Annotated in this window: 22 protein-coding genes; 14 read left to right on the forward strand and 8 right to left on the reverse strand. The window is 56.6% G+C overall.

What is annotated here, in order from left to right; all coding sequences use genetic code 11:
* The first annotated feature begins 116 nt into the window (after positions 1–116).
* The 4 genes from H7F20_RS09400 (at position 117) to H7F20_RS09415 (ending at position 4,332) form a co-directional block, all read left to right on the forward strand.
* Positions 117–1,712 carry a glycoside hydrolase family 32 protein gene (locus tag H7F20_RS09400; RefSeq protein ID WP_185785934.1) on the forward strand — a complete coding sequence of 532 codons (1,596 nt, stop codon included), beginning with the start codon at positions 117–119 and terminating at the stop codon, positions 1,710–1,712.
* A 72-nt stretch (positions 1,713–1,784) separates the two neighbouring features.
* A complete protein-coding gene (locus H7F20_RS09405; RefSeq protein WP_185785935.1) occupies positions 1,785–2,567 on the forward strand; it encodes an ABC transporter permease in 783 nt (260 codons plus the stop codon).
* A 3-nt stretch (positions 2,568–2,570) separates the two neighbouring features.
* The gene (locus H7F20_RS09410) at positions 2,571–3,356 is read left to right on the forward strand and encodes an ABC transporter ATP-binding protein (RefSeq protein WP_185785936.1); all 786 of its coding nucleotides are present in this window, start codon (positions 2,571–2,573) and stop codon (positions 3,354–3,356) included.
* 4 nt (positions 3,357–3,360) lie between these two features.
* Entirely contained in the window at positions 3,361–4,332 is a 972-nt protein-coding gene (locus tag H7F20_RS09415) for an MlaD family protein (protein WP_185785937.1), read from the forward strand.
* Positions 4,333–4,427: 95 nt separating this feature from the next.
* Here the strand turns inward: H7F20_RS09415 and H7F20_RS09420 are convergent, their stop codons facing one another.
* The gene (locus tag H7F20_RS09420; RefSeq protein ID WP_185785938.1) at positions 4,428–4,937 is read right to left on the reverse strand and encodes a nicotinate-nucleotide adenylyltransferase; all 510 of its coding nucleotides are present in this window, start codon (positions 4,935–4,937) and stop codon (positions 4,428–4,430) included.
* A 184-nt stretch (positions 4,938–5,121) separates the two neighbouring features.
* On the opposite strand from H7F20_RS09420, the gene H7F20_RS09425 reads away from it, so the two are divergent.
* From H7F20_RS09425 to H7F20_RS09435, 3 genes are read left to right on the forward strand one after another with little or no spacing between them, the layout of a single operon-like run.
* The gene (locus H7F20_RS09425; RefSeq protein ID WP_185785939.1) at positions 5,122–5,733 is read left to right on the forward strand and encodes a flavin reductase; all 612 of its coding nucleotides are present in this window, start codon (positions 5,122–5,124) and stop codon (positions 5,731–5,733) included.
* Complete coding sequence (locus H7F20_RS09430; RefSeq protein WP_185785940.1) at positions 5,730–6,902, forward strand: M20 family metallopeptidase; 1,173 nt, start codon at positions 5,730–5,732, stop codon at positions 6,900–6,902. The genes H7F20_RS09425 and H7F20_RS09430 overlap by 4 nt, the downstream gene beginning before the upstream one ends.
* A 4-nt stretch (positions 6,903–6,906) precedes the next feature.
* The gene (locus tag H7F20_RS09435) at positions 6,907–7,929 is read left to right on the forward strand and encodes a hypothetical protein (RefSeq protein ID WP_185785941.1); all 1,023 of its coding nucleotides are present in this window, start codon (positions 6,907–6,909) and stop codon (positions 7,927–7,929) included.
* Between the two features lie 78 nt (positions 7,930–8,007).
* Here H7F20_RS09435 and H7F20_RS09440 read toward each other — a convergent pair whose 3' ends face one another.
* On the reverse strand, positions 8,008–8,676 hold the full coding sequence (locus H7F20_RS09440; RefSeq protein ID WP_185785942.1) for a WG repeat-containing protein: 669 nt from the start codon (positions 8,674–8,676) through the stop codon (positions 8,008–8,010).
* A gap of 255 nt (positions 8,677–8,931) precedes the next feature.
* Between H7F20_RS09440 and H7F20_RS09445 the strand changes: the two genes are divergently transcribed.
* Positions 8,932–9,789, forward strand: a complete 858-nt coding sequence (locus H7F20_RS09445) for a universal stress protein (protein ID WP_185785943.1) — start codon at positions 8,932–8,934, stop codon at positions 9,787–9,789.
* Positions 9,790–9,798: 9 nt separating this feature from the next.
* Positions 9,799–10,647: a universal stress protein gene (locus tag H7F20_RS09450; RefSeq protein ID WP_185785944.1), complete on the forward strand. Its 849-nt coding sequence runs from the start codon at positions 9,799–9,801 to the stop codon at positions 10,645–10,647.
* Between the two features lie 6 nt (positions 10,648–10,653).
* On the opposite strand, the gene H7F20_RS09455 is transcribed toward H7F20_RS09450, so the two are convergent.
* Positions 10,654–11,514: a universal stress protein gene (locus H7F20_RS09455; protein WP_185785945.1), complete on the reverse strand. Its 861-nt coding sequence runs from the start codon at positions 11,512–11,514 to the stop codon at positions 10,654–10,656.
* A 186-nt stretch (positions 11,515–11,700) separates the two neighbouring features.
* Between H7F20_RS09455 and pta the strand changes: the two genes are divergently transcribed.
* Positions 11,701–13,791: a phosphate acetyltransferase gene (gene pta, locus H7F20_RS09460; protein ID WP_185785946.1), complete on the forward strand. Its 2,091-nt coding sequence runs from the start codon at positions 11,701–11,703 to the stop codon at positions 13,789–13,791.
* A 15-nt stretch (positions 13,792–13,806) separates the two neighbouring features.
* Positions 13,807–14,997 (forward strand): acetate/propionate family kinase, encoded by a 1,191-nt coding sequence (locus H7F20_RS09465; protein WP_185785947.1) that lies wholly within the window; start codon positions 13,807–13,809, stop codon positions 14,995–14,997.
* A gap of 5 nt (positions 14,998–15,002) precedes the next feature.
* On the opposite strand, the gene H7F20_RS09470 is transcribed toward H7F20_RS09465, so the two are convergent.
* On the reverse strand, positions 15,003–15,410 hold the full coding sequence (locus H7F20_RS09470) for a hypothetical protein (RefSeq protein ID WP_185785948.1): 408 nt from the start codon (positions 15,408–15,410) through the stop codon (positions 15,003–15,005).
* Between the two features lie 13 nt (positions 15,411–15,423).
* Positions 15,424–16,191, reverse strand: coding sequence for an RNA polymerase sigma factor (locus tag H7F20_RS09475; protein WP_185785949.1), 768 nt, complete (start codon positions 16,189–16,191; stop codon positions 15,424–15,426).
* A gap of 193 nt (positions 16,192–16,384) precedes the next feature.
* On the opposite strand from H7F20_RS09475, the gene H7F20_RS09480 reads away from it, so the two are divergent.
* The 3 genes from H7F20_RS09480 to H7F20_RS09490 are packed head-to-tail and all read left to right on the forward strand — an operon-like array spanning position 16,385 to position 17,285.
* Positions 16,385–16,714, forward strand: a complete 330-nt coding sequence (locus tag H7F20_RS09480) for a YtxH domain-containing protein (protein WP_185785950.1) — start codon at positions 16,385–16,387, stop codon at positions 16,712–16,714.
* A gap of 5 nt (positions 16,715–16,719) precedes the next feature.
* Positions 16,720–17,067, forward strand: coding sequence for a phage holin family protein (locus tag H7F20_RS09485; protein WP_185785951.1), 348 nt, complete (start codon positions 16,720–16,722; stop codon positions 17,065–17,067).
* Positions 17,064–17,285, forward strand: coding sequence for a hypothetical protein (locus H7F20_RS09490; protein ID WP_185785952.1), 222 nt, complete (start codon positions 17,064–17,066; stop codon positions 17,283–17,285). The genes H7F20_RS09485 and H7F20_RS09490 overlap by 4 nt, the downstream gene beginning before the upstream one ends.
* Before the next feature lie 2 nt (positions 17,286–17,287).
* Here the strand turns inward: H7F20_RS09490 and H7F20_RS09495 are convergent, their stop codons facing one another.
* From H7F20_RS09495 to H7F20_RS09505, 3 genes are all read right to left on the reverse strand, one after another.
* The gene (locus tag H7F20_RS09495) at positions 17,288–18,361 is read right to left on the reverse strand and encodes a response regulator (RefSeq protein ID WP_185785953.1); all 1,074 of its coding nucleotides are present in this window, start codon (positions 18,359–18,361) and stop codon (positions 17,288–17,290) included.
* Positions 18,339–20,675 (reverse strand): ATP-binding protein, encoded by a 2,337-nt coding sequence (locus H7F20_RS09500; RefSeq protein ID WP_185785954.1) that lies wholly within the window; start codon positions 20,673–20,675, stop codon positions 18,339–18,341. Before H7F20_RS09500 ends, H7F20_RS09495 begins: the two co-directional genes overlap by 23 nt.
* Positions 20,676–20,889: 214 nt before the next feature.
* Positions 20,890–21,354 (reverse strand): Hsp20/alpha crystallin family protein, encoded by a 465-nt coding sequence (locus H7F20_RS09505; protein WP_185785955.1) that lies wholly within the window; start codon positions 21,352–21,354, stop codon positions 20,890–20,892.
* Between the last annotated feature and the right edge of the window lie 239 nt (positions 21,355–21,593).

Below are 21,593 nucleotides of genomic sequence, written 5' to 3' on the forward strand. Positions count from 1 at the left end.
CACATCAATACGGCGAATACAACAATATTCGCGCAGCAATACGGGACGGCCGGCAGAATTTTCTGCCGGCCGTCTTCTGTAAAATAGTGTACATTTAGGGGAAGACTGTTCATCTTATGACCCACTTGATACGCCCCATGCTGTTTTTGATGACCCTCCTGCTTGCTAGTTGCGGGGAGGGGCCCGACAACGGAAAATCTGCCTCGTCGGTTGCCGGAGGGGATGCCGGTGCTACGCGCTATGACGAGCCCCACCGGCCCCAGTTCCACTTCACGCCCTCCGAGGCCTGGATGAACGACCCCAACGGGATGTTCTACCTGGAAGGGGAATACCACCTGAGTTACCAGTATTACCCGGACAGCACTGTTTGGGGCCCCATGCACTGGGGGCATGCCGTCTCCACCGACCTGTTGCACTGGGAGGAGCAGCCGATAGCCCTGTACCCGGATTCCCTGGGGTATATCTTTTCAGGGAGTGCTGTGGTGGACGAATTAAATACCTCCGGCTTCGGCAACGGGGAGGACCCTCCCGTTGTGGCCGTATTCACCTATCACGATCCACAGGGCGAACAGGCGGGCGCGGATGATTTTCAGTACCAGGGCATTGCCTACAGCACGGATAAGGGCCGGACCTGGACCAAGTATCCCGGTAACCCGGTGCTCCGAAACGACACGGGCGTACGGGACTTCCGCGACCCCAAGGTTTTCTGGCACCGGGAAACCGAACGGTGGGTCATGGTCCTGGCGGTTTACGACCGGGTCATGCTCTATGGGTCGCCCGACCTGAAAAACTGGGAGTACCTCTCCGAATTCGGCATCAAAGGGGATACCCGCCTCTGGGAATGCCCGGACCTGTTCCGGCTGCGGCAACCCGGCAGCCGGGAATCCAAATGGGTATTGCTGGTGAGCATCCAGCAGGAAGGCCCTGCCGGGGGTACCGGGACCTCCTATTTTGTGGGGGACTTTGACGGCACCACCTTTGCCGCCGACCCCGCCTCCCAGAAATGGCTGGATTACGGGGCCGATAATTACGCCTTTGTCACGTGGGACAACGCCCCGGTCGGCTGGGGGAACCGCCTGGGGATCGGCTGGATGTCCAACTGGCAGTACGCTCAGGAAGTGCCCACACAAGCCTGGCGTTCTGCCATGACCGTGCCCCGGGTACTCAGCCTCGTGGAAGATGCAGGGGGCTATGTGATCAGCTCTGTGCCCGTCCCTGCGGTAACCGGCCTGAGGGGGCAGGAGGTGGCCCTGCCGGTCCGGATCGGGGACAGCCTGCAGGCCACCGGGGATTTCAGCCCTTCCCAGTGCGACCTGTCCCTCCTGGTAGACCTTGAAAACACCACGGCCACAGCCTTTGGCTGTACCCTGAGCAACCCCGAAGGGGACCGCCTGGTCATCCGCTTCGACCGGGAGCAGGACCGGATGACGGTAGACCGCACCCGTTCGGGGCCCAGGGGGTTTTCGGAGGCCTTCTTCAAGGGCCCCCACAGTGCCCCCGTCGACATGGGACAGGAAAGCCTGGACCTGCGCATCCTGCTGGATGTGGCCTCCGTGGAGGTTTTTGCCGACAGGGGCAAGGCCAACCTGACCGATATCTTTTTCCCGGAAAGCCCGTATTCGGCTTTGGTGCTCTGGGCCGAAGGCGGGGAGCTGGTCCTGTTTGACGGTTCCGTCTACCCTATGGAATCCATCTGGGAGCCCCGTCCCTGAGCGGGGCAACCCGGCAAATACCTGACATTGGTCATAGGCTGGGCAGCCCGTTGCGCCTACCTTTAAGAGGCGATGCGTACAATAGGTTCTATCCGGGTGCAGGTAGTCCAGTTCCTGGACGAAATTGGCGGTATGGCCGCCTTTGCGGGCCGTTTTTTCCGTGTGGTATTCCAGCCGCCCTATGAATTCCGGGAATTCATCCGCCAGTGTTACCAGATCGGCAACCGGTCGCTCCTATTGGTGGTGGTCACCGGTTTTATCATCGGGCTGGTCCTTACCCTGCAATCCCGTCCAACCCTCATTGAATTTGGAGCCCTTTCCTGGATGCCCAACATGGTCGGTATCTCGATTGTCCGTGAAATCGGCCCGGTAATCACCGCCCTGATCTGCGCCGGTCGTATTGCCTCCGGGATCGGGGCCGAGCTGGGGTCCATGCGGGTCACCGAGCAGATCGACGCCATGGAAGTATCGGGCACCAACCCCTTCAAATTCCTGGTTACCACCCGCATCCTGGCGACCATCCTGATGCTGCCCCTGCTGGTGCTGTTTGCCGACGCCATCGCCCTTTTCGGGTCCGCGCTGGTGGAGAACATCAAAGGGGCCATGAGCTTCCGCCTGTATTTCAACACGGTATTCGATGCCCTTTCCTACGGGGATTTGGTGCCAGCCACGGTCAAGTCCTTCTTTTTTGGGTTTGTCATCGGGCTGGTGGGCTGTTACAAGGGCTATTACTGCAAGAAAGGTACGGCCGGCGTCGGCAAAGCGGCCAACACGGCGGTTGTACTGGCCTCCCTGTTGTTGTTTTTTGTCGATTTCATGACCGTTTTCATCGCGGATATTTTTTATGACCTCTGACCCATGCAAGCAACCAAAACACATAGGGATTCAACAAAACCCCAGGCCCCGGCCGACCGGGCGGTCATCCGCATTGCCGACCTGAAAAAGTCCTTTGGGGACAATCCGGTCCTAAGGGGTTTCAACCTCACCCTTTTCGAAAGGGAGAATGTGGTGGTGATGGGTAAATCCGGTTCGGGCAAATCGGTCATGATCAAATGCCTGGTGGGCCTGATGGCACCGGACAGCGGGTATGTGGAAGTCCTGGGCGAGGAGGTCGGGACGCTGGGCCGGGAGGAACTCGACAGGCTCCGGGGCGACATCGGTTTCCTGTTCCAGGGGAGTGCCCTGTACGATTCCATGACGGTCCGGGAAAACCTGGAATTTCCGCTCCGCAGGCACCGGAAGCGGATGGGCCCGGATTCGGACCCGGAGGAACTGGTGCTGGAAGCCCTCGAAAATGTCGGGCTGGCCCATGCCATCGATATGATGCCGGCCGACCTGTCCGGAGGGATGAAGCGACGCGTGGCCCTGGCAAGGACATTGATCCTGAAGCCCAAAGTGATCCTCTACGACGAACCTACCAGTGGACTGGACCCGATCACCTCCAAGGAAATCATCGGGCTGATGCGGCGGATCCAGCAAAAATTCGGGACGGCCTCCCTGATCATTACCCACGATGTGGATTGCGCGCGGGTGATATCGGAGCGGATTGTCCTGCTGGTGGACGGGGTGAATTATGCGGAGGGCACCTATGCCGAGTTGGCGGCAAGCAGCGATCCGAAAGTTGAAGCATTTTTTAAAAAATAAGACCATGGGAAAAGCTACCGGAAACAATGTGCGCCTCGGGCTGTTCGTAATCGCCGGCACCGCCCTGCTGCTCCTGGCCGCATACCTGATCGGCAATGAGCAGAAGATCTTCAGCCGCACCTTTGAAATCAGTACGGTGTTCAAGAATGTCGGGGGGCTGCAGGAAGGGAATAACGTGCGCTATTCGGGCATCAATGTGGGCACAGTTCGGGAAATCCGTATGGAAAACGATACCAGCATCCGGGTTTATATGCGGATCGAGTCCGAGATGCAACGGCATATCAAGGGGGATGCTGTGGCCCTTGTGGGCTCGGACGGCCTGGTGGGCAGCATGCTGGTCAATATCCTGCCCGGGGAAGGCCAGGGGCCGCCGGTTACCGAAGGCATGGAAATCCCGAGTTTCAGCCGGATCACCACCCAGGATATGTTGTCCACCCTGAATGTAACCAACGAAAATGCCGCCCAGTTGACGGCAGACCTGCTTGCGGTAACCCATTCCCTTAAAAACGGGTCCGGCGTCCTGGGGCAACTGCTGAACGACAGTATCCTGGCCGGGGATTTCCGCGAAAGCCTCGCCAACCTGAAACGGACCACGGCCCGTTCTGCAGCAATGTTTGCCCGCCTCGAGGATTTGATTGCCGGATGGGATACGGACGAAAGCGCTGCCGGGCTTTTATTCGACAACCCCGATTTTGCCGCGCGCCTGCAACAAACCGCTGCCCGCCTGGACAGTACGGGGCAGGAATTGCACCGCTTTGCCCGGCGCCTGAATTCCATGACCGATGCAACGGCGGAGGGCCAGGGGGTTGCAGGCGTCCTGCTGAAGGACACGGTGTCCGCCCGGCACCTGCAAAGCACCCTGATCAGCCTGGATTCCGCAATGATCAAATTCGACCAGAACATGGAAGCCATGAAACACAACTTTCTGACCCGAAGGTATTTCCGCAAGCTCGAGCGGCAGGAGAAGAAGGAATAGGAGGGGAAACCAGGGGTTGGGCAACTAAAAACCGGCGGGATCTACTCCCGCCGGTTTTGTGACAAAGGGCTTCCCGAAGGCGAAGCGGACAGATCTTACAGGAAGTGCCCTTTATCGTCCATTTTTACGCGGATTTTCTGGTCGCCGTTTTCAAGGACGAGCTTGTAGGTTTTTTCGGCTCCCTTGTTTTGGTTGTAATGAACCACGTACACGTCTTTGGTGACCGTCCATCCGGGAAAGCGTTCTGCCACGGCCTCCCTGACGGATCTGGGAAGCGCAATGTCCTTAAAACGCTCAATGGTCCGCAGGATCTTTCCGTCCTTGTCATAGGCGGCCAAAACCTTGCCTTCCGGGATAAAGAACCGGATTTGGTACAGGTCGTAGTCGTCCACGTAGTACTCGGAATTTTCCAGGTCAAAGGCAGCCACCTTCCGCTCCAACATTTCTACCGGCAGGGCCGCGGGTTCCATGGAGCCCACGTTGTTGAGGTATTTGTAGTTGGTGGCGTAAACGGTGACTTCGGATAATTGTTCCGTCTTGACGATTTGGGCAATGGCCGGGCTGGTCAACCCGATTAAAATAAGACCTAGTAGCAGCTTTTTCATGACAATGTGATTTAGTTATTACTATGGGCAGTATTTGCGCTGCCGTGTGCGAAATGTAGCAGTTTCCCCCCGTGGTGGAAATGACCTGAATCAGGCAGTTTCCGCGCTGATCGCCTTCACTTTATGACCGGGGTCAGTGCCCGGCAGTTTTCACCAGTGTACCTTATCGGAAAATGGCTCTGCGATGTCGGACGGGAATGTAAAACACATAGAACGCATTGCGACGGAAGCGCCGGTTTGGCAGCGCTTTTTCATGATCGCGCCCCTGGCGGTCATCGGGACCCTTGAGGGGGAGGGGTATGACCTGGCCCCGAAGCACATGGTTACCCCGATGGGATTTGACAATTATTTTGGTTTTGTGTGTTCCCCTGAGCACGGGACCTACAAAAATATTCAGGAGGGAGGGGGCTTTTCAGTGAGCTTCCCAAAACCGGATCAGACCCTGATTGCCGCCCTGAGTGCCTCCCCCCGTCAGGAAGCGCTGTGCAAATCGGATCAGGTACTCAGGTTCCTGCCGACGGTTCGTTTGCCTGAAACGGATATCCCATTCCTTTCAGGCTCCTACCTGATGCTGGATTGCGAACACTTCCGGACCCTGGACGGTTTTGGCCGGAACAGCCTGATCACCGGCAGGATCCGGAACGCCTATGTGGACCGGGATTACCTGCGGATGTCCGAAAGGGACGAACAACAGATGCTCAGGGAGCACCCGTTGCTTGCCTATGTTGCTGAAGGCCGGTTCGCACGCGTGGCCGAAACCTATTCTTTTCCATTTCCCAAAGGATTTAAGAGATGACGTCAGACCAGTCCATAAAGAAACAACTGCTCCCCTGGTTTTCTGCCCGGAAAGGGGACATGCTCGCCTTTCTGAAGGAACTGGCTGCCATGGAAACCCCGTCCTCGGACCCCGGGGCACAGCAAGGGCTGATGGATTGGGTGGGAGGCCGATTTGAGGAACTGGGGATGTATGTGCTGAAAGTGCCCGGCGCCCGAACCGGGGGTTACCTCTATGCCCGTTCCCGCAATCGAAAAAGGGGGAACCCCCTACAGTTGCTGCTCGGGCATTGCGATACGGTCTGGCCCGGGGGGACGCTTCCCGGCATGCCCATCCGCCAGGAGGATGGCCGCCTCAGCGGCCCTGGGATCTACGATATGAAGGCCGGGATTACCCAGATATACTTTGCCCTGCGCTGCCTGAAAGACTTATCGATCCCGGTGCCGGTTACCCCGGTGGTTTTCATCAATTCGGATGAAGAAATCGGCAGCCCGGAGTCCACGGCGGCGATCCGTCGCCTGGCCCGCCTGGCGGACAGGGCCTATGTCCTGGAACCGCCATTGGGTCCGGATGGGCGTCTGAAGACCGCAAGGAAAGGCCTTGGACGTTTTACCCTGACCGTGAACGGACGCGCCGCCCATGCCGGCCTCGACCCCGAAAAAGGGGTCAACGCCATTGTCGAAATGGCCAGCCTCGTGCAGCAGGTCTACAAACTGAATGATTTTGAACGCGGTATTACCGTGAATGTGGGCCTTATAGAAGGCGGGATTTCCCCGAATACGGTGGCACCTACCAGCAGGGTGGTCCTTGATGTGCGTGTTCCCGACTTCGCTTCGGGTAGGAAGGTGGAGGAGGCCATCCACGGCCTGCAGCCCTCATCCGATCAGATCGGGCTGGAAATCGACGGAGGTTTTGGCCGCCCTCCAATGGAGCGCACCCCCCGTAACCGAAGGCTCTGGTTACTTGCCGATGCAACGGGGAGGGAATTGGGACTGGAATTGAGGCAGGCGGCCGCCGGGGGAGGGTCGGATGCAAACACTACCAGCTTGTTTACGGCAACTCTTGATGGCCTGGGAATCCCCGGGGATGGCGCCCATGCCAGTCACGAACATATCCGGACCCGGTTTCTGGAGGAGCGCACGGCCTTGCTGACGCTGCTCATCCTGCTGGGGCCGCTCAAACAAAATTAAGGCAATGAAAAAGCAGGTCGACATATTTACCTCCCTGACCCGGATATCCGATCTCGCGCACCGCCCCTTTGAGGTTGAAATCCTCCCAAGGGAGCAATGGGCCAACGGGGACTACGTGGTTTGCGAAATCGAGGATGCGGGGGGCAATAGCCTCCAGCTGGAGTTATCCAACGGGCGGATGCGGGGGGTGATAGGAGGGGAGTGGGTCGTAGGTGCTTTCGGAATCCGCTATGCCACCCTTGAGGCCACCGGGCGGTGGGATGCCATTTCCGACGACCTGAAGATGCATGTGCTCACAGGGGCGGGACTATTTGGCAAACTTACTTCCAAGTCGGTTTTTTTACCGCCCCTCATGCAGGGGGTTTACCGTGGCCACGCCATGCGACAGGGACGGAAGCTCACCATGTCGGATTTTGTCGGGGAGGTCCCGGACAGGCCTTTTGAATTACCGGTTATCCTCTTTTTTGGCACATCCATGTCGGCCGGCAAAACCACATCCGCCAGGATCGTAACCCATTTATTCAAATCGGCCGGCTACCGGGTTATAGGGGGCAAGCTCGCGGGGGCAGGTCGCTATAAGGACATCCTTGCGATGAAAGACGTTGGCGCCGTTGCCGTTTTTGATTTTGTGGATGTGGGGTTGCCATCCTCCATTTGCCCCGTGGCCGAATACTGCAAACGGCTGCGGGGTCTCCTGAATCGGATGGCCGCGGTCGATGCGGATGTCGCCGTGGTCGAGATTGGCGCCTCCCCGCTCGAGCCCTACAACGGGTCAGTCGCCATCAAGCTGCTGGGCGAGCAGATCCGTTTTTCAATCCTGAGCGCTTCGGACCCTTATGCTGTCCGGGGCCTGATGCACGCGTTTGGCCGGCGTCCGGACCTGGTTACGGGGGTTGCCTCGAATACGCTTGCGGGAGTTGAACTGGTAAAACGCCTCTGCTCGGTGCCGGCCATCAACCTGATCAACCCCAGTAACATGCCCGAGCTCCGGCGGATGCTCCGAAAGGCAACCGGGCTGGCGGTGTAACACCAGGGTAATGCAGTTCCCCGAACACTGCCCCGGGCAGGTCCTCAGACACTGCCGCGGGCAGGTGGTATGTGCCGTTTAGAAGTTGTTTTTCAGGTCGATCCTGCGGATTTCCCATCGGGAAGGTGTGGTTTCCACGGCAATCAGGCTTTCGGTCAGCATGCGTGCATGAATGTCCGGAATTTTGTATCGCCGGGGCTCCATGAGGATATTCTGGCGTTCTCCCAGGGGCCAGACCATCTCCCCATCCGGATTCAGGATGACTTCCGTAAAGGAGTAGTCATAGATGTTGAGCTGGAAATTGTTTTTGCCCCTGAAGGTCTTCTTATGGTAGATGCCAATAGCGTATCCCTGCGTGTATTCAGTCACATTGAGGAATTCGGGTTGAACCGCGATACGCCCCTGGGGGTCTATAAAACCATAAACCGGGATATCGTCTTCACCAGCGGACCGGAACGGGCAGCGCCCATTGTTGAACCGGGGGTAGGCAATGCTGCGGATGCCTTTTGCCTCCGGGTCCGGTTCCCTTTGCCATACCAGGTCGTCCCGGAATGGGATCACCAGGTCTCCCTCGGTATTGATAAAGCCCCATTGGTCGCCTTTCCGGACTGCGGCGTACCCTTCATGGAAGGGCGTGACTTCATCCAGGCCCTCGATAGCGGGCTTGTTGATTTCCTTGATGGTCTGGGCGCTGGCCCAGGCGGGTAACGCCACCAGGAGGATGAGAATAATTGCGAACTTTTTCATGGTCCTGTTTTTTTGAGCGACAAATTGCAGGCCGGTCCTCGGGGGCAATCAGCAGGAGGTCCACGGCAATCGTATCGCGACCCGGTGCAGGGCCGAGGGTGGTTACGGGGCTTTTTTGTCGCCGGTTTACTGGGAGAAGGTCCCCCTTTTTTACGGGAATGGAAATGACCTGAATCAGTCCTGGGTAGGACTGATCTTTATCATAGGCCATGGAGCGGGCAGGAAATACCTTTAAGCCTACCAAATACCGGAATCATGAAAAACATCCTGATACCCACCGACTTTTCGAAAAATGCATGGCATGCGATTGAATATGCCCTGCTCTTCTTCAAGGATGAGACCTGTACGTTTTACCTGTTGCATACGTATACGCCAGCATTCTATCGCATTGATTACCTAAGCGGCGGGCCGGAGATCAGCGGGATCCCGGATGTCGGTGTGGATATTTCCATGAGCGGCCTGGAAAAAACCCTGGAAGATATCGAACGGGAATTTCCGAATCCCCGTTACCGCTTTGAACTCGTATCGTCCTTCAATACGCTTACGGACGAGATCCGCGATATCTCGGAGCGGAAACAGATCGACCTGATCGTGATGGGCACCCAGGGGGCCACCGGCGCCAAACAGGTGTTCCTCGGATCGAACACCGTGTGGGCGATTCGTAAAGCCCACAGGCCGCTGCTGGCGGTACCCTCTGAAACGACCTACCGTCCGCCCCGGATGGTGCTTTTCCCAAGCGATTACAGGGGCTATTACAAAAGGGAGGACCTCCAACCGATGCTCGATATCATCCGAGCCCACGACTCCCGCGTGCTGATTTTCCATATGAAGGAGGAAGCCGGCGGGCTGACAGACGCCCAGAAAGACAACCAGCGACACCTGGAGCGATGCATGGAGGAAATAGAGTACGAGATTGTCGAGGAGAAGGGCGGGAACCTGCCCGAGGCAATCCTGCGGTTCATTGAAGAACACCCGATAGACCTTTTGGTGATGACAAACCGCAGCCATACGTTTTTTGAACGGTTGCTCGTCCGCCAGAACATTGACCAGATAGGCTTCCACATAAAAATTCCCTTCCTGGTGGTGCCAGACCACAGCGAACCCGTTAAATAACGCCCAGCCATGAAAACCATCCTGTTGCCGGTAGACTTTTCGGAAAATTCCTGGAATGCCGTTTTTTCGACCCTGAAACTGTTCGATAAAACCGCCTGCCATTTCATTCTCCTCCACGCCTATTCCATGAGCCCCGGAAAGCTCCCCGGAGACCCGGAACAACAAAAGCTTTGGCAGGTACTGGAAAACCGGAAAAGGGAGGCGACGGACGAAATGGAGCAGATGCTCGGTTACCTTGAAAGGGAACACCGGCATCCAAAACACCGCATATCGGGAACGTGCGTCCCCGGCGAACTAATTTCCTGCATCCAGGCCGTGCTGGAGGCAGAACCCGTTGACCTGATTGCCATCGGGACACAGGGCGCCACCGGGGCAGAACAGCTGTTCATGGGCAGCAACGCGGTGCGCATCATGCGCCGGGTCCGCACACGCCCCACCCTGATCGTCCCTGCCGGATTCGACTTCCAGCGGTTGCGGCACGTACTGTTCCCCACCGATTACCTGCACGCTTTTGAACCTTACCAGCTGAAGCTGCTGAAAGAACTTGTTTTGCAGTGGCGGGCCACGCTGCATATTGTATACGTGGCATCCGAGTTTGAACTGAAACCCTCCCAGCAGGACCACAGGGAATTGCTGGAAAGCCGCCTGCCCGGGATTAACTGTCGCTTTGAAGAGGTGCCGATAAAGGGCCACCTGAAAGATGCGTTGCTGGGACACGCACATAAAATCGGGGCGGAGATGATTGCCCTGGTCCGCCACCGGCACTCCCTCCTGGAAGCCGTAGTAAAGGAGCCGGTGGTAAAGCGACTCGCCTTTGAAACGACCATGCCGCTGCTGGTGCTTCCCGAATTGTCCTAGGGCCTCTCAGACAAAAAGCGTTTTGAGGTTTTGCTCGTTAAAGCTCAGCAACGGGATGCTTTTATTCGAGGCCATCTGTTTGACCAGGTCGCGGCGGAACCACTTGTTCGTATTGTGTTTGGAGGAGCGCTCCAACATGCCGATCAGGCTGGCCTCCTGGTGCTCCGTATAGTCCTTCAGGGAGTTGGCCACGTCACCGGATTTCAGCAACTCAAAATGCAGGTTTTCGTACTTGACCTGGCTTTCGAGCATTTGCCGGAACCATGACAGGTTGGACGGCCCGGAATATTGGGTGTCTTCCGTTACATGTACCACATGGACGGCGGCCCCGAAGGCGCGGGCAAGGATGACCACTTTCTCGAGCGCCTTGATATCCTCGACTTCAAAGTCCGTTGCATAGACCAGGTTTTTGATTTCGGTAAAGTGGTGTTTGGCAGGGACTGCCAGCACGGGGCAGGGGGCTTTGTCCACCAGTTTTTTGGTGGTGCTCCCCATGATCATCCCCCTGACCAGGGATTCCCCCTTCATTCCCACCACGATCAGTCGTGTTTGCCATTCGGATGCCTTAGACAGGATACCCGAAAGCACGGACATGTTTTCGACGGGTTCCACATGCAGCTCCCGGACGGGATGGTTATCCTCCCGGTTTTTTTCGAAAAAAGCCTTTAGTTTTTTGCGCTGGGTGGTATATGCATCGGTGCGCAAATGCGGGAAAGGGCCTTCCAACTGCGTCCCGAGCAGGGTCGGAACATCGTAAACGTGGCAGAGTACCAAGCGCAGGTCCAGGTTCCTGCTGAGGACCTGCGCACAATGGAGGGCTGCAACGGAGGCCTCGGAATAATCGGTTGCATAGAGAATTGACTTCATAGGGGTATGCTTTGATACCCCAAATTACACTCCATGGGTGTTCGCTGAAATGATTTGTGTCATGGCCATGCCATTTTTGTTCGCTGGCATGGGGAGTTGGGCCGTGGCAAAAGAATTGGCAACGGGATTTTCATTGCCATGGGTAAACCCTTAAATTTGCAGGTATCAAGTACGATCCCACAGACTATGAATAAAGGCATTTACGTTGCCACCATCGAGGCCAACAGCGGTAAATCCATCCTATCCCTCGGGTTGATGCGGCTTTTGTTGGGCAAGATGGCCCGGGTGGGCTATTTCCGCCCCATCATCGATGATTATCCCGATGGAAAACAGGACAACCACATCGCCACCATCCTCTCTCATTTCAATATTCCCCTGGATTACGGGGAGGCCTATGCCTGTACCCGCAGCCAGGTGGTCCAAAAAAGCAGCAGGAACCAGGAAGATCAGGTGCTGGACACCATTATCCAGAAATACAAAAACCTCGAAAGCCGCTTCGATTTTATCCTGGTAGAGGGGACCGATTTTACGGGCGAAGGGGCTATCATCGAATGGGACTTCAATGTGCTCCTGGCCAAAAACCTGGGCATCCCCACGGTGATCCTTTCCAGTGGGGTCGGGAAGACCCTGGAGGAGTTCGTCAATTCCCTGGTACTGGCCTATGATTCTTTCCGCGACCAGGGGGTGGAGGTCCTGATGGTCGCAGCCAATAAGATCCAGGCCAAAAACCGGCAACTGGTCCTTGACCAACTGCAGGCCGACCTGCCGGAGCGGGTATTGACCGCAGCCATCCCGATGAACCCGGTCCTGGGCAACCCCAGTATGCGGGAAATTGTGGACGCCCTGGAGGGGGTCGTGCTGTTCGGGGAAAACCACCTGGACAAGCAGGTGGCGCACTTTGGCGTGGGGGCCATGCAGCTGAGGAATTACCTGACCCATCTGGAAGAGGATACCCTGGTCATCACCCCGGGGGACCGGGCCGACATCATCCTGGGCGCCCTGCAGGCGAACCTTTCGACCAACTACCCATCGGTCTCCGGGATCGTGCTTACGGGGGGGCTGCTGCCCGAGGATACCATCAACCGCCTGATCGAAGGCCTGTCGGAGGTGGTGCCCATTGTCTCCGTACAGGGGGGTACGTTTTCGGTAACCAACCGGATCGGCTCCATCCAGCCCAAGATCTATTCGGGCAATACGCTCAAGATTGAACAGTCCCTCAAGGATTTCCGGGCTTTTGTGCCGGAAGACGCCCTGGCAGAGCGCCTGGTCACTTTCCGGGCCGACGGGATCACCCCGAGGATGTTCCAGTATAATTTGCTCAGGAAAGCCCAGTCCGACCTCCGGCATATCGTGCTGCCCGAGGGCACGGACGAACGGGTCCTCCGAGCCTCCGTAGAACTGATCAACCACCATGCAGTCCGGCTTACCCTCCTGGGGCCGGTAGGGGAGATCCGTGAGAAGGCCAAACAGTTAAAACTGCAACTGCCCGAGGAAATCCAACTTCTGGACCCCCGCAGTGCCCCCCGGTTTGCCGACTACGCAGAAACCCTGTACGAATTGCGGAAACACAAGAACATGGAACTGACCATGGCCCAGGACCTGATGGCCGACGTTTCCTACTTCGGCACCATGATGGTTTATAAAGGGGATGCGGACGGCATGGTTTCCGGCGCTGCCCACACCACCCAGCATACCATCCGCCCGGCCCTTCAGTTCATCAAGACGCGGCCCGGGGTCAACCTGGTTTCCTCCGTCTTTTTCATGTGCCTCCCGAACCGGGTAACGGTTTTCGGGGACTGCGCCATCAACCCGAACCCGAGTGCTGCCGACCTGGCTGAAATAGCCATTTCCTCTGCAGATACCACGGCTTCCTTCGGCATTGAACCCCGGGTGGCCATGTTGTCCTATTCTTCGGGTACTTCCGGTCAGGGGGCCGATGTGGACCGGGTCCGCGAAGCCACCCGCCTGGTCCGGGAACGCCGTCCCGACCTGAAGGTTGAAGGGCCCATTCAATACGATGCAGCGGTGGACCTGAAGGTGGGCCGGAGCAAACTGCCCGACTCGGAGGTCGCAGGCCGGGCAACCGTGTTTATCTTCCCCGACCTGAACACGGGCAACAATACCTACAAGGCAGTACAGCGGGAAACGGGGGCCCTGGCAATCGGCCCGGTACTGCAGGGCCTCAATAAACCGGTAAACGACCTGAGCCGCGGGTGTACGGAGGACGATATCTTCAACACCGTAGTCATTACGGCCATACAGGCCCAGCAGCATTAAACCCAGAACCACCCCATGAGCCGCATCATCCTCGTACTGAATTCCGGAAGTTCCTCCCTGAAGTTCCAGGTGCTCCGGATGCCGGAGGAAACCCGGATATGCCAGGGGATGGTCGAACGGATCGGCGCCGGGGATGCACTGTTGAAATACCAGGCCTCCGGGGCAGCTTTCGAACGGGAACTGCAGGCATCGGATCACCGGGGGGCGTTGAGGGAAATCGTCTCGGCACTCCTCGATCCGGAAACCGGGGTCCTCGAGGATGCCGGGTCCGTGGCTGCAGTAGGCCACCGGGTGGTACACGGAGGGACCCGGTTCAGCAGTACCACCGTGGTTGATTCAAAGGTAAAGAAAGCCATTTTGGAACTTGCCCGCCTGGCCCCCCTCCACAATCCCGCCAACCTGGAGGGCATCCTCCAGGCAGAATCATTCTTCCCCCGGGCATTGCAGGTGGCTGTTTTCGATACGGCCTTCCACCAGACCATCCCCCTGAAGGCCCGGAAATATGCCCTCCCGGAGGTGCTGTACCGGGAACACGGGGTGCAGGTATACGGATTTCACGGGACGAGCCATAAATATGTGGCCGGACAACTGGCGCCCCACCTGCCCGCTGATGGCAAACTGATCTGCCTGCACCTGGGGAGCGGCTGCAGTGCCTCGGCAATCCGGGGAGGCATCAGCATGGACCACAGCCTGGGCTTTACCCCGAGCAATGGCCTGATCATGGGTTCCCGGAGCGGGGATATCGACCACGGCATCATCTTTTTTCTGGTGGAGAGCCTGGGGTATTCCCTGGAAGAGGTTAAGGAGATGCTGAGCAGGGACAGCGGGCTGAAGGGCCTCACGGGAAAAACCGATCTGCGGGATATTGAACAGGCCGCGGAGAAAGGGGACGCCGCCTGCCGGCTCGCCCTGGAAATGACCGCATACCGCATACGCAAATATGTGGGCGCCTATGCGGCTGCCCTGAACGGCCTGGACGGCCTGGCCTTTACGGCCGGGATCGGGGAACACTCCTCCCGTATGCGGGACCTGGTCTGCCGGGACATGGACTATCTCGGGATCCGCCTGGACCCCTCGCGCAACCAGGACCCGGGCGCGGGCTTACAAGCAGTACACGCAGCCGGTTCCCGCGTAAAAGTATGGGTGGTGCCCACCGATGAGGAACTCGAAATAGCCCGCCAGACCTACCAGGTGCTCAGCCCCTGACTGGCCTACCACTTGCGGGCATAGCCGAAGACCATCCTTTTGAATTCCCGGAAATCCGCACTGAACACTTCCATTTTCCCGGCCAGTTGCCGGTGTTGTTCCCGGTAATCCGAATCGGACAGGCCCGGAGCCCCCCCTTCCACGCGGCTGAGCAGTCTTTCATGATCCCGGATCTCATCGGCCAGGTAGTCGAAGAGCGTTTCGTGGAGGGTGTCCAGGTCGCCCAAAATTTTCGGGAAATTCAGCGGGTCGTTTATTTCCGCTTCCCGCTTTTGAAGCAAATGGGAGAAAAAACGGGTTTCGTCTTTCCAGAAGGCAATGGTGTCGAGCCATTCCCTGCTCTGTATATGCAGTCCCTCAAGGCTCTGCGGCAGGAGGTAATCGGACCTGGCAACTAATTTTTTTGATGTCATCACGTGTGTTTTATCAATCCAGTAAATGTTCACTCAGCGTATCCCGCAAAAGGGAACGCGCGCGCTCCAGCAAAGCCTCGATCTCGGCCTCGTCCTGTTTCTTGATCAGGGCGATTTCCTCGGTGCTGAACAGTTGCAGGGTGGCCAGTTCAAAAACGGAACGGGCATCTGCCGGCATCCCGAAGAGGGTGGCGTCGAGGCGCTGTTCTACCTGATCCCTGCCGGCGTCCGACTCCATCAGGGCCATCAGGTCTTCATGGGCATCGTCCAGGAAAATGTTCTTCAGGATGTAGTGGTGGTCCCTGTAGGAAATGTCGTCCAGGTCCTCGAGCATCACCAGGTCCCCGTCCCCGTCCGTGCTGTAGTTCTCCTCCATTTCGGACTGTTCGGCCCGGGAGTAGTCGTCGATATTTTCATTGTAGCAGGAACTGAATATTTCCTCCACTTCCATATCCTCCAGTATCTTTTCGGCCCGTTCAAACAGCCAGGAACGGAACATATCCCCGGAAGGGATGTCATCGAAATGGTCCCATATCTCGATGATCAACTGGTCGAAAAAATCGTCGGGCCGGTATTTGTTGTGGGATATCACGCCCTTGGAAAGGGCCAGCCTCAGTGCCCGGGTGATATACCGGTGCACCTCGGGGAGGACCTTCATCAATTCCTCGTTGAAGGCCTTTCGCTCATCGGCCTGGCGGAGATCCCTGAGGTGTTCAAAACTACTGCTTACCTGCTGCTGGAACTCGGCCAGTCTTTTGTCGTAAACTCGGGTGGGTTTCATGATCTTCCGCTTTAGGATTCTACTCCGGAAGGTCCGCAATACACCGCCCAATTAAAATGATTTTTATCAGTTAAGCCACAACCAGGGCAGGGCTTTTGGGAACCGGGACCGCACATGACGCAGGTCATTTGCGGCACTCTGATTCCGCTCTATCTTACCGGTAGTTATTTATGAACCTTTAAATTTAACTACCATGAGAAATGAAAGCGGAGCCATCATGCTGGCCCTCCTGACAGGGGCTGCGATAGGTGCCGGGGTAGGAATCCTGTACGCCCCGGATGCCGGTTCCAATACCCGGAAAAAAATCAGGGAGAAAGTCGATGAAACCCGACATGACCTGGCAGACCGGATCTTACATGCCAAAGATGAGTTGACCCGGACTGCCGAGGAAAAGCGGGTAGCCTTTGAGGACAAGCTGGAGGACCTGCTGAGCCACATGAGCTACAAGGCGGACGATATTATCGTGGGCCTGGAGCACAAGCTCGAGGAACTCCGCAAAAAGAATGCACAACTCCAGAAGTAGGTGCCATGAACGTCCCGGCTCCAAAGGAGGCACTGCAAAATGCCGCCCGGGAAGCCCGGCAGTACCTGGATAGCAGCAGGGAAACCATTCGGCTGCAAGCCTTCAGGTTGAGTATGCGGCTGGTGACCTCCCTGGTAAAATCCCTGCTGGTAGGCGTGTTTGCCCTACTGGCAATGCTGTTCCTTTCCGTAGGTACCGCTCTGGCCCTCGGTGTTTGGATGGGCAGCATGATTTGGGGATTCCTGCTGGTCGGCGCCGGCTACCTGGTGGTATTCGGGTTGGCCTACCGGTTCAGGGACCGGCTGGATGCCCCGGTGCTCAGAAATTATTCAGATTTATATTCCGACCTATGAAACGACCTGTGTTCCATTCCTTTGAGGAGATTGACAACCGGCTGCAAATACTGGCGCTGGAACGGGAGATTTGCCTGGAGACCATCAAATCCGACCTTGCCCTCGCCCTTACGGGAACCGTAAGGCACGGCGTGGCGATTGCAGTAAAACCAGCCCTGAAAGCGCTTGCCTTTTCCTGGGCCCTGAAAACCATCAGGCGCAAACTACTGAAGGAATGATATCAACAGCCTGCCCGGGCCAGTTTTTTCAGGTTTTCCGGGTCGGAAATGATGATGCTGCGGGCCTTACCCATCCGGATAAGGCCTTCGGTTTTTAATTCGGTCAGCGCCCGGATGGTGGTCTCCGTCGCCGTCCCGACAATGCCCGCCAGGTCTTCCCGGGATATTTCGATCCCGGTGTCTGTTTTGGCATCTGTGGGCAACCCTTCCCTTAATTTGATCAGCGCCCTGGCAACACGCTGTTTGACAGGCCAGTAGGCCATCTGCAGGAGCTGCCGCTGCAGGTCAATCAGGTCGCCGGAGATCAACTCCATGAATTTATGGGCAACCTCCCGGTCGCTGTCCAGCAGGTGGATGAAGTCCGATTTGGGGATGGGATATACTTCCGCGGGGTCCACGACTGTTGCCGTTTCCAGGTAGGTACCTCCCGGGTTGAGCATGGAGAGTTGCCCTATGAATTGACCCTCCCGGAATATCCCCGTCACCAGCTCCTTTCCGGCCTCGGTGGATTTATGCGCCTTAATGGTTCCCTTTCGGATATAAAAGAGGTGGTGGACGCCATCCCCTTCCATAAAGAGATATTCTTTGGGGTTGTATTTCCGGGCGAAATAGGTCCGTTCAATGTGGTCCAGGTTCAGGTAGGAGGAAGCCTGCTTCATAAACTGCTGCATTCCCTCCATACCCGGATGGAACTTTTTTTGCAAAAAGGCGTGCTTGTATAGTCGCGATTCCACTGCGCCCAGGAGCTCCGATTCCTCGAAGGGTTTGGTGAGGTAGTCGTCGGCGCCCAGGTTCATCCCTTTGCGGATATCCGATTTCTCGGATTTGGCGGTCAGGAACACAAAAGGGGTGCCGGCCAGCTGCGCATGGGACTGCAGGTGTTCCAACACCTGGTATCCATCCATACCCGGCATCATGATGTCGCAGAGGATCAGGTGCGGTTTGTATTCGAGGGCCAGGCTGATACCGGAGTGCCCATCGGCAGATGTAGCCGTATCGTACCCGGCAAGTTGCAGCAGGTCCGCTGTGTTTTCGCGAACATCTTCGTTGTCCTCAATGATCAGGATTCGTTTCATTTTTTTCAGTCTTTAAGGTGCAGGGCAGATGGATCAGGAAGGTGCTTCCGCGGCCCGTTGTACTGGTGAACTGTATGCGTCCGCCCATCAGTTCCGTATATTGCTTTACAATGTGCAGCCCGAGCCCTGTCCCGGGGATATTTATGGCATTCCTGGCTCTGAAGAACCGGTTGAAGAGGTTGGGCTGTTCATCCTCCGGGATACCGATTCCCCGGTCCCTGACCGAGAGCATCAATTCATCGCCTTCCCGGCTTACCCGCAGGTGGATCGCACTGTTTTCAGGTGAATACTTTATGGCGTTGGACAGCAGGTTCACCAGGATGTGACGGGTGAGTTTGGGGTCGAGGCGGACATTGAAATCGGCCCTGTCGCAAACCTGCACGAAATGCTGTCCCACCTTCAGGCTGGGTTCGAGCTCCCCCAGGACCGAACGAAGAAGTTCCAGAAAGTCAAAATCGGATGCCTGGAAACTGATGTCCCCTTCCTCCAGTTTACCCAGGGAAAGGAAATCGTTGAGGATGACCACCATATTCCGGACGTTGTTTTTGATTTGTTTGATGTACCGTTCCCGTTTGCCTTCCTTCCCGGGTTCGTTCATCCTGCCCAACAGGATGGCCGAGGAGAGGATGGCACTGAGGGGTGTCCGGAATTCATGGGAAGCCATGGAAATGAAGCGGGATTTCAGGTCATTGAGTTCCTGTTCGCTGTGGAGTGCGCGCAGCAGGTCGCGCTCTGCCTTTTTCTGTTCCGTGGTGTTGCTGAAAACCAGCAGGGCCCAGCGGATGGCGTTATCGAATTCCAGGGGGGTGGAATTCACCACATAGGTATTCGCCCCGTGTTCCATTTCAAAACTCACGTGTGAACCCAGCAGGGTTTCTGCGACCCGTTCTGAGAGCAGGCGTTTTTGGTCTTCGCCAAATCCGGGGAGCGCATCGATGCCCAGGTTGGCGTATTGCCAGGAAAGCAGGTCCATTGCACGGAGTTCTTCCCCTTCGAGGTGCACGAAATGGTGTTCCTGGTCAAAAACCATAATCACCCCTTTGGGAAAATTCTTGGCCATGGCCATAAATAATGCCTGGCTCGCGAATGCAAGGTTCTCTGCCTCCCGGGTGCTTTCGAACTGCTGCTGCAGGCTTCGGTTGGTCTTCTTCAATTCCTCCACGGTTTCCAGCACCTGCCGGGTCCGGGCTTCCACATTTTCCTCGAGTTCCCTTGCATACCGCTGTAACTGTTTCTTGCCAGCTTCCAGTTGGTCCCGGTTCCAGCGGCGTTCCACTGCCAGGGCTGCCAGTTGAAGTGCTTCCCGGATCATCCCCCGGGTGTCCGGGTCCGGTTTCCCCATCCGGTCCCCATACAGGGTACAGGTCCCCAGCAATTGCCTATCTGGGGAGAGGATGGGGAAGGCCCAGGAGGCCCGGAACCCGAATTGCAGTAACTGCATATCGTTTTCGCTCCGCTGCGGCTCGCGGGACAGGTCAGGGGTGATAATTTCGCGTTTTTCCGTGGCAGCCCGGTTGCAGGGACAGCTGGTGGCTGCACCAAGCGGAATCCTGTCGAAGGCTTTTTTCAGGGCTTCGGGCAAGCGGAAAGAAGCCAGTGCACGGAGTTCGTCCCCTCCTTGTGCCTTGAGTGAAATAAGGGCGGCCCGGGATCCCGTATGCGCCACCAGCAATTCACAAATCGCCTGCCCCGTTTTGGACAGGGGGGCGTATGCGGCGATCGACTCCAGGATTTTCCGGATGCCATCCTTGTAATCGGCGGCTGCCACCTGATCGCTGACATCGTTGAGCACCCCGATAAAATGGGTGATTTTACCCTGGTCATCGGCAATAGGGGTGATTGACAGGTCATTCCAGAAAAGGGTGCCATCTTTCCGGTAGTTGCGAAGAAGTTCCCGGCAGGCCTCCCCTGTATTGAGCGCCCTGCGGATTCGTTCAAGGCCCGGCTGCTGCCTGTCATCCCCCTGTAATAACCGGCAGTTCCGTCCCTGGATTTCCCGGGCCGAGTATCCGGTAATTTCGGTAAAGGCACGGTTGCTGTAGATGACCGGTCGATCGGGTAGCAGGGCGTCCGAGATGACAATTCCGTTGCCGGCTGCCTCCAGTGCCCGGTTTCGCAGGCTGAGTGTTTTTTGGGCAGTGCTGAACTGTGAGTCCTCCGGGGCTTCTTCCTCTCCGGGTTGGCCTTTACCCAGAGCGGCTTCGTATTTATATGTGTTGCGGGGTCGGACCTGTATCCGGGGGGACGGCAATGGCAGTCCCCCTGCAGGAATTTCTGCAGGCAGGTCCAGGCGGTATTTTCTCTTCGGGCCCATACGCAGCCCATTTATAAGACTTCTGTTAAAGATAGGAACCCGAAGGGCTGAAATCCATGACAGTTGTCATGATATACCGCGGGAGGGGTGGGTTAACTAAAAATCTCCTCCCAGCCGGAGTTTACCGGTGGGAGGAGAGGTTACCGCGCTCTCCGGAACGGATTCTTGTGTTTAGCCAATCAATTGGTTTCCGGAGGGGATGCGGTTGAAACTTTCAGCCAACTTCAATCACTTTCGGCGGTCTTTTTTTAGCTTCTTCTCTTTTTTTGAGGTTAAACTTCAGGATGCCGTCGGTGTATTTGGCTTTGATGTCTTCTTCCACTACAGAATCGGGCAGTTGAAGGGCGCGTTCGAAAGAGGCGTAATTGAATTCACGACGTGAATAATTTTCCTCTTCTTCTTCTTTGGTCATTTCCTTTTTCGCGGAGACATTGAGGAATCCGTCCTCGATGGTGATTTCGAAGTCTTTTTTGGAGAAGCCGGGGGCGGCCAGTTCAATTTCAAAATGATCGTCGGTCTCTTTGATATTGAGGGCAGGTTCCATGGTTTTTCCATTCCAGAAATCGGTGTTCATCAACCCGGTATTCCAGGTGCGGCTGTCGAAAAAGTCATCCATGTTGAAGAAGTCCTTGGAAAGCAATTCTCCAAAGGGCCTTCTTTTAAATTTTACTAAGGTCATAAGGCACATATTTAAGGTTACACGTAATTGAATTGATCGCCTGAATGTACCAGTAATATCCGGCCTGCAAAATGATCCAGGTCAGTGTGTGCGATATGAATTGCCCGCGTTGCTCGTGATCCAGATAAATCCCTCTCCTGCAAATAGAAATCCCGAATCCGCCCATGGCGGATTCCCGGGTATTTTTTCTCCACCCCTTTACAGGAGCAAGCTCCTGACAGGGATGAAAAAAAATACCC

The organism is Robiginitalea sp. SC105 (genome assembly GCF_014243345.1).
Taxonomy (GTDB): domain Bacteria; phylum Bacteroidota; class Bacteroidia; order Flavobacteriales; family Flavobacteriaceae; genus Robiginitalea.